This is a genomic window from Enterobacter sp. Acro-832 (assembly GCF_011752745.1).
Lineage (GTDB): Bacteria > Pseudomonadota > Gammaproteobacteria > Enterobacterales > Enterobacteriaceae > Enterobacter > Enterobacter quasiroggenkampii.
The window spans coordinates 225,958-238,754 of sequence record NZ_VWWX01000002.1 but is presented as its reverse complement, the minus strand read 5'-3'; the positions used below and the strand labels follow the sequence as shown (position 1 = coordinate 238,754).

The following is a 12,797-nucleotide window of genomic DNA, read 5'->3' as shown; positions in this document are numbered from 1 at the left end:
GGTGGCGGCTTCGCCTTACCCGGCCTACGACGGCGCGCTATTTGCGACGTTTGTTATTGTCCATAAACGTCCAGGCAATAAAGCGGCTTTGCTTCTGGCCCTGCGCCATCTCTTTTTTCACCACTTTTACGGCACCCGCTTCGGTGAGCGCGCGGTAGAGTGGCGGCAGGTTATCTCCGCGGGAAACCAGCGTCGTGAACCACTTCACCTGACGACCAAACTGTTTGCTTTCCGCAATCATGCGCAGGATAAACGCCACTTCGCCGCCTTCACACCATAATTCCTGCTGCTGACCGCCGAAGTTCAGCGCGGCATCTTCCGCCTGACCCAGGTTGCGGCGCTTGCGCTCGCTGCCCGCACGGGCCGCGGCCGCCGAATCATGGAACGGCGGGTTGCACATCGTGGCGTCATAGCTTTCATTTTTGTGAATGATACCGTTGAAGATCGACGCCGCCTCTTTCTGACGACGCAGACGAATGGCGCGGCTTAACCCAGGGTTCGCGCTGATAATCGCCTGGGCGCTGGCAAAGGCCTCGGCACCGATTTCGCTTCCGGTAAAGCGCCAGTGGTATTCATGCGCGCCGATCAGCGGGTAAATCAGATTCGCCCCGGTGCCAATATCCAGAATGGTGGCCTGCTCTGGAACAACGCCCTCATTACTTTCGGCAAGAAGATCGGCAAGGTGATGCACGTAATCCGCGCGGCCCGGCACAGGTGGACAGAGAAAGCCTTCGGGAATATCCCAGTTCGCCACACCGTAATAGTGTGCAAGCAGCGCTTTGTTCAACATTTTAACCGCCTGGGGGTCAGCAAAGTTGACCGAAGGTTCACCCGCGGGGGTCTGGACAATGTAGTCCTGCAGCGGCGGGCAGCTCAGGCATAACGCATTCATGTCGTAGCGGCTGCGGTGGCGATTTCGTGGGTGCAATCCCGGCTTTTGGGAAGTCATGGCGTTCTCCTTTAAACAGCGGCGTAAGATACCCTTTGCTGGCCCAACGGTAAATCTTTCTCTGCATCGATTAAAAATTCGACATAAATCAAACACCTTTATGTCTATGATCTGTCAGCGAAATGTCAAATGATGTTGTTCAAAAAATAAGCAGATCATCATCAAATATTTGCGCTAAGTCACACTCCTCCGGCTTCTAAACTTAAGGGGAATCACCTGTTGTTTCCTCATGAGGATGTGATTATGAAAAAGTATCTGACCCTTGCTGTTATCGCTGCCGCCCTGGCGACCGCGTCATTCTCTGCGATGGCCGTTCAGTCGCTGACCCCGAGTACCGACACCAGCCAGCTTCGGCCTGCGGGCACCGTCTCGGTAAGCCGTGCCAGCAACCTTGACGATCTCCAGTCTAAACTTGCCGAAAAAGCCCGTCAGGAAGGTGCAAAAGGCTTCGTGGTAAATTCCGCTGGCGGCGATAACCATATGTACGGCACAGCGACCATTTATAAATAATCTGCTTTTTTCCCCAGACTGCATCTGTCCACCGGATGCAGTTCTCTTCCCCCTCGCCTTGATTGTTCGTTTTTTAACCCCATATTAAAAGCAGGGCTGAAACCAATATCAGGAGGGCATAATGGCTTCCGGCTGGGCAAATGATGATGCCGTTAACGACCAGATCAACAGTACAATTGAAGATGCGGTAGCGCGTGCTCGCGGTGAAATTCCGCGCGGCGAAAGCTTAACTGAATGCGAAGAGTGTGGAGACCCTATTCCCGAGGCGCGCCGAAAAGCCATCCCCGGCGTAAGGCTTTGCATCATCTGCCAGCAGCATAAAGATTCGAAAAATTCATCGCATTCGGGATATAATCGCAGAGGTTCGAAAGACAGCCAGTTACGTTGACTTTCCTTTACCTAAGTTAACCGCACAGGCCCTTACCTTTACGCTCACGATTTTTAGCGAACCGCGTAGCAAAATGTGCCCTTCATCTTTCTTCTGTAAAGCGCATCAACAAGAAGTGTAAATCGCCAAGTTGAATTTATTAATATTCAATAAGTTATTTGTCATTCAATTTTTTTGAGCAATCACGTCAATTCTCTTCGATTTTATCCCTCGCAAAAAACCGTGATACTTATCACATCGACGGAACATCGTCCCCTTAACAGAAACACCTGCGAGAGATTAATTATGAAAACCATCAAATATGCTGTAGCTGCTGTTGCCCTGTCCGCTCTGTCCTTCGGCGCTTTCGCCGTAGAGCCAGTCTCTTCAACTCAGGCACAGAACATGAATAAAGTCGGTGTGGTAAGTGCTGATGGCGCGACCACACTGGACGGTCTGGAAGCCAAACTGGCTGAGAAAGCGGCTGCTGCCGGTGCAAGCGGATACACCATTACCTCCGCTAACGGCAATAACAAGCTGAGCGGTACCGCGGTTATCTACAAATAATCGCCTGAACGAATGCTGTCCCCTCGCCAAACCCTCTGGTGAGCTGCTCCAACCCTCATTGACCCTGTTGTTTGTTACCCTTGCTTGCCCGTCCGCCACTGGACGGGCTTTTTTTTTAGTTAAAACGACTGCGCCACGCGCGCCAGACCATCCTCTATCGAGTCCACCTCGCCCGTCGCCAGCAGACAGCAGGCCATCTGCTGCGTAATGGCGTGCGGAACAGGGACCTGGCCCGCCAGACACTGGGTGATCCAGTGGGCGGTGGTGTGCGGATCTTTGGCTTCGGGCAACGCCACATCACGATTATCCGTCCCGCGCTCCAGAATGACGCGCGCGCCGGCAGAATCAATGTGCACAATCTGCGGGCAGCGCTGCGGGTTGGCATACACCTCCCCTTCGGTGCCGTGCATCAGTAAAGCGCGCCCGCCAACCTCTTCAAAGAACTTGCCGACTCGCGTCACGTACTCCGGATGAGAGACGCTGGAAAGCCGCAGCGCGGCATCTTCGCCAAACGGCGTTGCCAGTTTGGCCAGCGTGTGGGCGCTGTTACGCACCCCCATACGCCAGCGCATATCCAGCTGCTTTTCCAGCGGCGGGCAGAACGCACCAACCGGAATATAGACCGGCTGATGCCCGTCAAGCTTCGCCTGCGCCTGACCCGCATGAAGGGTCGGCTTGATGTCCAGCAGCTCAAAGATGGTTTGCGTCAATACGCGCGCGGGATCTTCACTTACGCCGTGTACGACAACCGGGAATCCAAGCTTGTGCAGTAAAATCGCCAGCAGCGGCGTCAGGTTTGCCTGTTTACGCGCCCCGTTATAGCTGGGGATGACAATCGGCATCGGCTTTGCGACTGGCGGCGTTAAGCGCATCGTTTGCGCCTGCATCGCCTCGTAAAAACCGCGCATCTCCGCTTCACCTTCCCCTTTAATACGCAGCGCGATCAGGATGCCGCCCATCTCCAGATCTGGCACATCGCCATTCAGCATGTGCGTATAAAGTGCCTTAGCCGTTTCGTAATCCAGGTCGCGCGCATGATTTTTGCCCCGCCCTACCTCTTTGATAATTTTGCGATAATCCACGTCTTTTCTCCTGACTACGTCATCTTGTGAACACTATAGTCCTGAAGAAGCGCTGGCCGATAGTTTTTTATGAAGACAATCAACCCGCTGATTTTTTAGCAGTTAACGAAAGACAAGCTTTATTTCAATTATTTGTGATTTCTATAGAAGATTCTAAAGCATATCTTTTTTGATTAAATAGTCGCCGAACACTATTGAGGGTCACGGTGAAAACGTCCAGGCAACGTTTTTACCCGAAACACACCAGGATTGACTATGAACAAGGTTGCTTTAGGTTTATTTATCGCTGCAACGATAGGGTGTTCTGCATCCGCCTTTGCGGCAACAAACGGTGAAGGGCAGATTAACTTTACCGGCGAAATTATTGATTCTGCCTGTCAGGTAGTAAATGGATTAAGCGATCCACTCAACGTCCAGTTAGGCAAAGTTTCTAAAACGGTATTCACCGGTGCAGGCTCCACCAGCACACCAACAAAATTTGATATTCAGTTAAAAGATTGTCCGGAGACGGTCACCTCTGCAGCAATTAATTTTGGCGGTACGCCAGATGCGAATAACAGCACCACGCTGGCGTTAACGGCAGATGCGAATGCCGCAACCGGCGTCGCCATTCAATTGCTTGACTCATCTGAACAACCCGTCAGCTTATATACGCCTTCCCGCGCGTATCCACTCAACGCAGGAAGTACGGTTAACGATCTGGAATTTGCAGCGCGATATATTCAGACGCAGGCTGCCGTTACGGCTGGCCCTGCTAACTCCGTATCGACCTTCACCGTTATTTATAACTGATATTTTCAATCTGAAGATATTAGCTTTGTGTCAAAGCTAATATCTTTTCTTTATGTTGAGAAATATTTATGCGCCATGGTTATTTACTGAGCACTCTGTTACTGGTAGCCGCGACCGCTCATGCGGGAGTCATTATTAATGGCACCCGCCTGGTCTACCGGGGAGATAAAAAGGAGTCATCTCTTGGTATTTCAAATCCAGATACAACGGATTATCTGGTGCAGTCCTGGGTTGATACCGACAGTAAAAATCATGCCGCTGCGCCATTCCTGATTACACCGCCCCTGTTTCGTCTTGATGCGAAAGAGGATAACGTACTGCGCGTCGTTCGCACCGGCGGGAATTTACCGGAAGATCGCGAATCGCTGTACTGGTTAAATATTAAAGCGATTCCCTCATCGAAGCACGTTGAGGGGGTGAATACGCTGCAAATTGCGATTAATACGCGCATCAAATTACTCTACCGTCCATCGTCCGTTAAGGGCAAGCCGGAAGAGATGGCGGATAAGCTGGAATGGCATCGTGAAGGTAACGATCTGGTCGTTAATAATCCGACCCCCTTCTATATGAATTTCCAGAGCGTGGCGTTGAATGGTCATAAAATCACGAAAGCCACCTGGGCCGTGCCTGAAACCGGAACGCACATTACCCTGCCAGCCAATACGGGTGGCGATACTGTGACGTATTCCATTATTACGGATTACGGCAGCATCAGCAAAACCTGGACAAAATCCGTTCATTAATTTCATATCTGATAACGCATTAAAATAATCATGTACAGCCATAAAAAGCCGTTCACCTGCCAATTATTCACGCTGCTGACCCTGCTATGTGGTCTGGCAGCCGTGTGTTTTGCGCAGTTCGCGTGGGCTGATGATTATTTTAACCCGGCACTGCTGGATATTGACAACCCTCAGCAGACCAAAACGGATCTCTCCGTATATGAAAAAGGGCCTGGCCAGGCGCCGGGGAAATACCAGGTCGCGATCTATATTGATAATAATAAAATCGACACCCGTGACGTGACGTTTACATTGCAGCAGGATGGCCGGGGCAACAGTTCGCTTCAGCCTTGTTTTAGCCTCGAAGAGTTAAAAAGTCTGGGCATTAAAACCCAAAAATACCCGCAGTTAATGGCAAAGGGCTCGTGTGCCGACTTAAGCGCCATCCCTTCGGCATCGGCCTCGTTCCACGTTCGGAATCAACAGCTGCTCCTGAGCATACCGCAAACGGCACTGGGCCAGGTGCCACGCGGCTATATCGATCCCAAAGAGTTTGATGAAGGGATCACCGCAGGATTATTAAACTACAGCGCCAACGCCAGCCAGAGCCACGCTCGCCAGCAGGGCGAAGAGGATAACAGCAGCCAGTACGTCAATTTGCGCCCGGGCTTTAATGTCGGGGCCTGGCGCGTACGCAACTATTCCACCTGGAATCGCAGCACGACGGGCAAGGAAGAACAACAGAAGTTCTCCTCCGTCTATACCTATGCCCAGCGCGATATCGTGTCGATGAAAAGCGATCTCACCGTCGGTCAGAGCTCTTCGCCTGCCGATGTGTTCGACAGCGTGCCCTATACCGGGGTGCAGATTAATTCCGACAGCGACATGCTGCCGGACAGCGAAAAAGGCTATGCGCCGATTATTCGCGGAACGGCCCACAGTAACGCACTGGTGATGGTTCGCCAGAACGGCTATGTCATTTACCAGAACACCGTCGCCCCCGGCGCGTTTGAAATTAACGATCTCTACCCTACCGGCAGCAGCGGCGATCTGCAGGTGACCGTAAAAGAGACCGACGGTAGCGAAAGCCACTTTGTGGTGCCCTACGCGTCGGTGCCGGTATTGCAGCGTGAAAAAAACCTGCGCTACAGCGTAACCGCAGGCCGCTACCGCTCGTATGACAGCGACGTCGAGAAAACGCCGTTTGCCCAGGGGAGCGTAATTTACGGCTTACCTTACGGATTCACCGCCTACGGCGGCGTGCAGCAGAGCAGCCATTATCAGTCTCAGGCGGTGGGCGTCGGTAAAAACATGGGAGATTTAGGCGCCTTCTCGCTCGATGTCACCCGCGCAAAAGCGCTGCTGAAAAAACAGCAGTCCAGCAAAGGGCAGTCTGCGCGCCTCCGCTACAGCAAAGATTTTGCGGGATCGGGGACGAATTTTTCCGTGGCGGGCTATCGCTACAACAGCAAAGGGTTCTACACGCTGGAAGACACCATGGAATCCTATACCCGCTCGAATGACTGGTCGGCACCGCAGCAGCGCCGCGAGCGTGAAGAAGCCACCATCGACCAAACCCTGCCCGAAGGCTGGGGCTCAATGACGCTGAGCCTGGTCAAAGAGACCTACTGGAGCCAGAGCCAGGACATGACCTCAATGAGCGTCAGCTACAACAACAGCTGGCACGGCGTGAGCTACAGCCTGAGCTACAGCATGAACAAGAATACCGACGACAGCGATGAAAACGGGAATTCCGTCTCCAACGACAACCAGTTTTCACTGAGCGTCTCCGTGCCGCTCGATCGCTGGATGCATAACACCTGGGCAACCTACAACCTGAACAATACCAAAGACGGCACGACGCAGAACATTGGCCTTAACGGCACGGCGCTGGCCGAAGATAACCTGAACTGGAACATCCAGGAGGGGCTTAGCCGCAACGGTAGCGGAAACTCGACCAGCATGAACGCTGACTACAAAGGCACCTACGGCGAGCTCAGCGGCGGCGTGAGTCAGGACAACTATCAGCAGAGCGTAAACGTCGGCGTGCAGGGCGGCGTTATCGCCCACGCCAACGGCATAACGCTGAGCCAGCCGCTCGGCGAAACGATTGCACTGGTCAAAGCGCCGGGCACCCACGGTACGCACATTGCCAACCAGACCGGCGTTGAAACCGACTTCCGCGGCTATACCGTGGTGCCGTTCGTCACGGCCTACCGCCATAACACGATTGCCCTGGACACCGAAACGCTGCCGGACGACGCCGACGTTACCCACGCCGCCCAGGTTGTTACCCCGACCCGCGGTGCGGTGGTGCGCGCCAGCTTTAACACCCGCGTGGGGAACCGGGTATTGATGGTGCTCACGCAAAACGGGAAACCACTGCCCTTTGGCGCAACGGTGACCACCGACGATAAGGACAGCGAATTTATCGTGGGCAGCGGCGGCCAGACCTACCTCTCCGGCATGCCACAGCACGGCACGCTCTCGGTTTCGTGGGGTGAAGGTGCCGGCGAACATTGCGTCGCTGAATACGCCCTCACGGATGAGAAAGACAAAAACAGCATCATTAACGCTGCCGCGCAGTGTCATTGATTCATCGTGAAGGCTTGACTATGCAGATAATTAAACAGTGTTTTTTGTTACTGGTTCTTGGAACGGCGGCATTGTTTATGCCGCATGCAAAGGCATCATGCGATACGCCCGATCTGCCAAAACTGATTGACGTCGCCTCTATATCTGTCCCTTCCTCGCTGCCCGTTGGCGCAACCATTGAGGGGACGGAACAAAGCGTCCATATTTCAGGAGCCTGCTACGGCACAAATAACTTTGGGCTACCCATCATCGCTTGCTATTACGGCACGGGCTCTGAAATTCCGGGACTTGCAGGTGTATATGATTCTGGCGTGCAGGGTATTGGCGTCGCGCTGATGAATGATAAAGGTCAGCGCATTACCGGCGCTGGCGGTATTTATTGTAACTCGACCAGCACGCCGCTGGGGTATATCACTGACGATGCAAGCCAGGCCTTTGATTTTAACGTGACGCTTGAGTTGGTTAAAACCAGCGATAACATCCAGTCAGGCGCGCTGTCTATGGCGCAAACGAAATTTGGCATCGGCGTTTATCAACACGAAGGGATTGGTGATCCGAATACCCTCTCCTATGCCGGAAACGTGAATGTTCAGACTGTCACCTGCTCCGTTTCCCCTAAAAACCTCACCGTCAATTTAGGCGATTTTCCGGTCAGCGATTTTATCGGCATCGGCACGCTCTCCATGCCGGCACAGGAGTTTAACGTAACGGTCAACTGTAACGCCACGGTGCAGCCTGAAGTGAAAATCACCAGCGCTAACGGCTATGAGACCGGCTACGCTGGAGTGATCAAACTCACTCAGCAGCCCGGAATGGCCACCGGGCTCGGGGTGCGAATGTTATTCGACAACGATATCGCCACCTTCGATCAATACGTCACGACCTCCAGCAAGGCCGTTGCCAACCAGACGCTGGATATTCCTTTCCAGGTGCGCTACCAGCAAATCAGCGACGAGGTTACGCCCGGCCCGGCCAACACCGTTGCCACCATTACTCTGGCCTATAAGTGACGATGATGAAAAAAATTGTGCTTTTCGTTGGGATGGCCCTGATGACGCAGGCGTGGGCGGATGATATCCAGGTTCAGATGGTCGGGAACATCTATGCCAATACCTGCGTAATCGACAGCGCCAGCAAAAACTTAACCGTCGACCTCGGTCAGACAGCGTCCGGCAACTTTAAAGACGTGGGGGACACGGGCGAATGGAAAGAATTTTCGCTGAACGTCTCGCATTGTCCCAAAACGCTGACGCTGGCAACGGCCTTTTTCTATGGCCAGGCAGACAGCCTGCACCCGACAAAATTTGCCAACATCGGCAGCGCAAAAGGGCTGGCGCTTGAGCTGGCGGACCGGCAGGACAATATCCTCATCGCCCCGCAGGCGAGCTTTAACGCGCTGATTAATCAAAACGATCACACGGCCACCTTCCCTCTCGCCGCACGCTACTACGCCACCTCCATGCCGGTGAGCGCGGGGACGTTCAGTAGCGTGGTGCAGGTGACCTTCACTTACCAGTAGGACCGCGCCCCTTAGCACGGATGCTTTTCCTGCGCCCGGCGGTCAGTGTTGCCGGGCGTTTTTTTACCTCGGGCACCTCTGGCTGTTCAATCGGAAAGATCGGCAGCGCGTTTAACAAACGTTGGCCGTAATTTTTGGTGAGCAGACGTTTGTCATAAATCACCACCTCCCCCCAGCAGCCGTGGCTACGGATCAGACGCCCGACCTGCTGAATGAGATTAAACGACGCCGAAGGTAAACTTTGCACCTCAAACGGATAGCGATTGAGGCTTTTCAACCACTCGCCTTCGGTGATGACGACCGGGCTGTCGATGGGCGGGAAGGCAATTTTATGAATATGCACCTGCGTCAGGTAATCGCCCTTCAAATCCAGACCTTCCGCGAAGGACTGTAATCCCACCAGCACGCTGCGCTCGCCGTTATCGATACGTTTGCGGTGCGTTTCCACCAGCCGGTAGCGCGGCTGATCGCCCTGCACCAGCAGGAGTAAACGCAGATCGGTGACGTGCTCCAGGAAGCGCTGCATCGCGCGCCCGCTGGCAAACAGCACCAGCATGCCGGGGTATTTCCTGCTCTCAACCTGTTCCCGGAAGTAGGCCGCCATTTCCGCAATGTGCTGCTCTTCGTTGTCGATCAGCGGCTCGAATTTCATGCGCGGGATCACCAGCTTCCCCTGCTCGCAGTGGTTAAACGGCGAGTCCAGCGCGACAAAACGATCGCCCGCTTTCTCTTTAAGCCCGCTCATTTCCTGCAAACGCGAAAAACTGTTCAGGGAGCGCAGCGTGGCAGAGGTGACTACCACGTGCGGTACACTGCGCCAGATGAGCTTTTCCAGCTGATCGGCCACGCGGATGCCCACGCAGTGGAAAAACAGATGGACCTGCCCGTCGCGCACTTCCCGGGTGGCCCATTTGGTGACCGGCGCGCCCGACGCCTGCGCCATCGAGGCCAGCCGCCAGAGCTTGCTCTGCGCTTCAAACATGCCGAGCGCACGGTTCATTTGCAGAAGGATACGGTGCAGGCGCACCACGTCGTGCGAGCCGGTTTTCTCGCTGAGATCGTTTAAGAACATCTCCGCCAGCCCGCGCAGCTTTTCGAGATGCTTCGCCAGCTGCTGGCAAATCTCCATCACCTCGTCCGGCAGTTCGCCCATCGCAAAGCGGTGTTCCGCCTCCTGGGTTGCAGGAAGATAAAGATTCAGGATGTTGTTCAGCGACGCGATAAGGCTGTAAACCTCTTCGCAGTGGTCGCTCAGACGCTCCGGCACCGCCAACGGCGGCGTGGTTTTCGGCCGGAACTGTTCCATGCAGGTGGCGACAAGCTTGCAGAAGAGATCCAGCTGCAGGCGGAACCAGGGGGCGGTAATTTCTGCGCTCATCTCCAGCGCGTCGCGCGCCACGTCGGGCAGATGGTGGCCTTCGTCGAGCACCAGCAGCAGGTTTTTCGGCTCCGGCAGCACCGCTTCGCTCTCCAGCGCCGCCATCACCAGGGCGTGGTTAGCCACAACCACTTCGGCTTCCTGAATTTCACGCCGGGCGACAAAAAAAGGGCATTCGCGATAGTAGTGACAGTTGCGGTTCAGACAGCTGGCTTTGTCCGTGCTGAGCCTGCGCCACAAATCATCGCTGATGGCTTTATCAGTGTGATCGCGCAGGCCGTCCCATTTATAGCCATCGAGATCGCCTTTCAGCGTTGCGCAGAGCTCCTGCTCGGCTTTGTTGTTTGGCGTGAGATCGTCGTCGAGGAACGCCAGCAGATCCTGCTGCGACGCCTCGCTGCTGGCAAGCCCTGCCAGGTTACGCGGACAGACGTAGCGACCGCGACCAAAGGCGGCCGTAAACCGCAGATCGGGGATGATTTTGCGCAGCAGCGGTAAATCTTTGCTGAAGATCTGATCCTGCAGCGCCACGTTGGCGGTGCTGACCACCAGCGTTTTGTCCTCTTCCCGCGCGATGGCAATGCCGGGAATGAGATACGACAAGGTTTTCCCGACGCCGGTCGGGGCTTCAATCGCCAGATGTCGCCCGTCGTCCCCGGCGAGCGTTTTTGCCACGTCAGCAATCATCTGCCGCTGCGGCGCTCGGGGGATAAAATCGGGGATCTGCTGTTGTAGCGCCTTATACCATGCGCCAATTTGCGCCTTGAGCGCAGCGGTTAAAGCCATCGGAAAACCTGAAATACTGTATAAACAGCCACTATTGTGGCACTTTCTCTTCGCAGCCGCAAAAAGAAAAGCCCGGCTTTACGACCGGGCTTCCAGATTACTGCGGGTTAGCAGGCTTGCGCGGGCGGCGTCGGCGCTGCCCTTCTCCTGCCGGCTTGCCTTCGCCGCTGCGCCACGGATTGTCACCGGCCGGTTTGCTGTCGTTGCTACGACGCGGCGGTTTGCCCGCTGACTTCGGCGCGCCGCCTTCGGCACGACGCGGCTGCTGGCCGCGACCACCGCCGCCCTGACCGCGACCGCCCTGGCGACCGTTCTGAATCGGCTCGGCTTTGATCGACGGATCCACTTCATACCCCGGGGTTTCGATACGCGGGATCTCTTTCTTCAGCAGACGTTCGATATCGCGCAGCAGCTTGTGCTCGTCCACGCACACCAGAGAGAGCGCTTCGCCGGTTGCCGCCGCACGACCGGTACGGCCGATACGGTGCACGTAGTCTTCCGGCACGTTTGGCAGCTCGTAGTTCACCACGTGCGGCAGCTCTTCAATATCGAGGCCACGGGCAGCAATGTCGGTTGCCACCAGCACGCGGATATCGCCAGACTTGAAGTCCGCCAGCGCACGGGTACGCGCGCCCTGGCTCTTGTTGCCGTGGATCGCCGCGCTGCGGATGCCGTCTTTATTCAGCTGTTCCGCCAGGTGGTTCGCGCCGTGCTTGGTGCGGGTAAAGACCAGCACCTGCTGCCAGTTACCCTGGCCGATCATCTGGGAGAGCAGTTCGCGCTTGCGCTTTTTATCCACAAAGTGAACGTGCTGCGTCACCTGCTCAGAAGCGGTGTTGCGGCGCGCCACTTCCACTTCCAGCGGGTTATGCAGCAGCTTTTCCGCCAGCGCCTTGATCTCGTCGGAGAAGGTCGCGGAGAAGAGCAGATTCTGACGACGCGGTGGCAGCTTGGCCAGCACGCGGCGAATATCGTGAATAAAGCCCATGTCGAGCATGCGGTCGGCTTCGTCCAGCACCAGAATTTCGATGTTATCCAGCTTCACCGCGTTCTGGTGTTCCAGATCCAGCAGACGGCCCGGCGTTGCCACCAGCACGTCCACGCCGCCGCGCAGCTTCATCATCTGCGGGTTGATGCTGACACCGCCGAACACCACCAGCGAGCGAATGTTGAGATAGCGGCTATAGTCACGCACGTTCTCGCCAATCTGCGCGGCCAGTTCGCGGGTTGGGGTGAGGATCAGCGCACGAACCGGACGACGGCCTTTGGCGTGCGGCTGGTTTTTTACCAGCAGCTCTAACAGCGGCAGCGTAAAGCCCGCGGTTTTACCGGTGCCGGTCTGGGCGCTGGCCATCAGGTCACGGCCCTGAAGAACGGCAGGAATTGCCTGCTGCTGGATTGGGGTTGGCTCAACGTAGCCCTGCTCTGCGATCGCGCGCAGAATTTCCGGGTTCAGGCCAAGGGAATCAAAAGACATAAAAACTCCGAACCGCCCCGACCATCACAGGTGTAGTTTTCAGGGAGATATAA

General features: G+C 55.3%; 12 protein-coding genes. 8 read left to right on the top strand and 4 right to left on the bottom strand.

The annotated features are described in order from the left end of the window. Window positions 1–37: 37 nt before the first annotated feature. Window positions 38–949 (bottom strand): 23S rRNA (adenine(1618)-N(6))-methyltransferase RlmF, encoded by a 912-nt coding sequence (gene rlmF / locus F3J31_RS07605; RefSeq protein ID WP_167212298.1) that lies wholly within the window; start codon window positions 947–949, stop codon window positions 38–40. Between the two features lie 243 nt (window positions 950–1,192). Between rlmF and mcbA the strand changes: the two genes are divergently transcribed. The 3 genes from mcbA (at window position 1,193) to ybiJ (ending at window position 2,393) form a co-directional block, all read left to right on the top strand. Further along, on the top strand, window positions 1,193–1,459 hold the full coding sequence (mcbA, locus tag F3J31_RS07600; protein ID WP_045909506.1) for a DUF1471 family periplasmic protein McbA: 267 nt from the start codon (window positions 1,193–1,195) through the stop codon (window positions 1,457–1,459). 121 nt (window positions 1,460–1,580) lie between these two features. Beyond that, entirely contained in the window at window positions 1,581–1,847 is a 267-nt protein-coding gene (locus tag F3J31_RS07595; protein WP_167212296.1) for a DksA/TraR family C4-type zinc finger protein, read from the top strand. 285 nt (window positions 1,848–2,132) lie between these two features. Beyond that, window positions 2,133–2,393 carry a DUF1471 family protein YbiJ gene (gene ybiJ / locus F3J31_RS07590; RefSeq protein WP_023310874.1) on the top strand — a complete coding sequence of 87 codons (261 nt, stop codon included), beginning with the start codon at window positions 2,133–2,135 and terminating at the stop codon, window positions 2,391–2,393. A gap of 119 nt (window positions 2,394–2,512) precedes the next feature. Here ybiJ and ybiB read toward each other — a convergent pair whose 3' ends face one another. Beyond that, window positions 2,513–3,475, bottom strand: coding sequence for a DNA-binding protein YbiB (gene ybiB / locus F3J31_RS07585; protein WP_167212293.1), 963 nt, complete (start codon window positions 3,473–3,475; stop codon window positions 2,513–2,515). A 255-nt stretch (window positions 3,476–3,730) separates the two neighbouring features. Between ybiB and F3J31_RS07580 the strand changes: the two genes are divergently transcribed. From F3J31_RS07580 to F3J31_RS07560, 5 genes are all read left to right on the top strand, one after another. Further along, entirely contained in the window at window positions 3,731–4,267 is a 537-nt protein-coding gene (locus F3J31_RS07580) for a fimbrial protein (RefSeq protein ID WP_045909503.1), read from the top strand. A gap of 68 nt (window positions 4,268–4,335) precedes the next feature. Beyond that, complete coding sequence (locus F3J31_RS07575; RefSeq protein WP_167212290.1) at window positions 4,336–5,010, top strand: molecular chaperone; 675 nt, start codon at window positions 4,336–4,338, stop codon at window positions 5,008–5,010. Window positions 5,011–5,040: 30 nt separating this feature from the next. After that, on the top strand, window positions 5,041–7,584 hold the full coding sequence (locus tag F3J31_RS07570; protein WP_167212287.1) for a fimbria/pilus outer membrane usher protein: 2,544 nt from the start codon (window positions 5,041–5,043) through the stop codon (window positions 7,582–7,584). Between the two features lie 20 nt (window positions 7,585–7,604). Further along, window positions 7,605–8,594, top strand: a complete 990-nt coding sequence (locus tag F3J31_RS07565; protein ID WP_167212284.1) for a fimbrial protein — start codon at window positions 7,605–7,607, stop codon at window positions 8,592–8,594. A 5-nt stretch (window positions 8,595–8,599) separates the two neighbouring features. Beyond that, complete coding sequence (locus tag F3J31_RS07560) at window positions 8,600–9,103, top strand: fimbrial protein (protein ID WP_048224368.1); 504 nt, start codon at window positions 8,600–8,602, stop codon at window positions 9,101–9,103. Here F3J31_RS07560 and dinG read toward each other — a convergent pair. Together dinG and rhlE are read right to left on the bottom strand one after the other, a co-directional pair. Beyond that, a complete protein-coding gene (dinG, locus tag F3J31_RS07555; protein WP_167212280.1) occupies window positions 9,090–11,267 on the bottom strand; it encodes an ATP-dependent DNA helicase DinG in 2,178 nt (725 codons plus the stop codon). The two genes, F3J31_RS07560 and dinG, sit on opposite strands and share 14 nt — an antisense overlap. A 97-nt stretch (window positions 11,268–11,364) precedes the next feature. Beyond that, the gene (gene rhlE, locus F3J31_RS07550; protein ID WP_045909499.1) at window positions 11,365–12,744 is read right to left on the bottom strand and encodes an ATP-dependent RNA helicase RhlE; all 1,380 of its coding nucleotides are present in this window, start codon (window positions 12,742–12,744) and stop codon (window positions 11,365–11,367) included. Window positions 12,745–12,797 lie beyond the last annotated feature (53 nt).

Coding starts and splice junctions, on each gene's coding strand:
- rlmF (WP_167212298.1), bottom strand. CDS start 949: ATGACTTCCCAAAAGCCGGGATTGCACCCACGAAATCGCCACCGCAGC.
- mcbA (WP_045909506.1), top strand. CDS start 1,193: ATGAAAAAGTATCTGACCCTTGCTGTTATCGCTGCCGCCCTGGCGACC.
- F3J31_RS07595 (WP_167212296.1), top strand. CDS start 1,581: ATGGCTTCCGGCTGGGCAAATGATGATGCCGTTAACGACCAGATCAAC.
- ybiJ (WP_023310874.1), top strand. CDS start 2,133: ATGAAAACCATCAAATATGCTGTAGCTGCTGTTGCCCTGTCCGCTCTG.
- F3J31_RS07580 (WP_045909503.1), top strand. CDS start 3,731: ATGAACAAGGTTGCTTTAGGTTTATTTATCGCTGCAACGATAGGGTGT.
- F3J31_RS07575 (WP_167212290.1), top strand. CDS start 4,336: ATGCGCCATGGTTATTTACTGAGCACTCTGTTACTGGTAGCCGCGACC.
- F3J31_RS07570 (WP_167212287.1), top strand. CDS start 5,041: ATGTACAGCCATAAAAAGCCGTTCACCTGCCAATTATTCACGCTGCTG.
- F3J31_RS07565 (WP_167212284.1), top strand. CDS start 7,605: ATGCAGATAATTAAACAGTGTTTTTTGTTACTGGTTCTTGGAACGGCG.
- F3J31_RS07560 (WP_048224368.1), top strand. CDS start 8,600: ATGAAAAAAATTGTGCTTTTCGTTGGGATGGCCCTGATGACGCAGGCG.
- dinG (WP_167212280.1), bottom strand. CDS start 11,267: ATGGCTTTAACCGCTGCGCTCAAGGCGCAAATTGGCGCATGGTATAAG.
- rhlE (WP_045909499.1), bottom strand. CDS start 12,744: ATGTCTTTTGATTCCCTTGGCCTGAACCCGGAAATTCTGCGCGCGATC.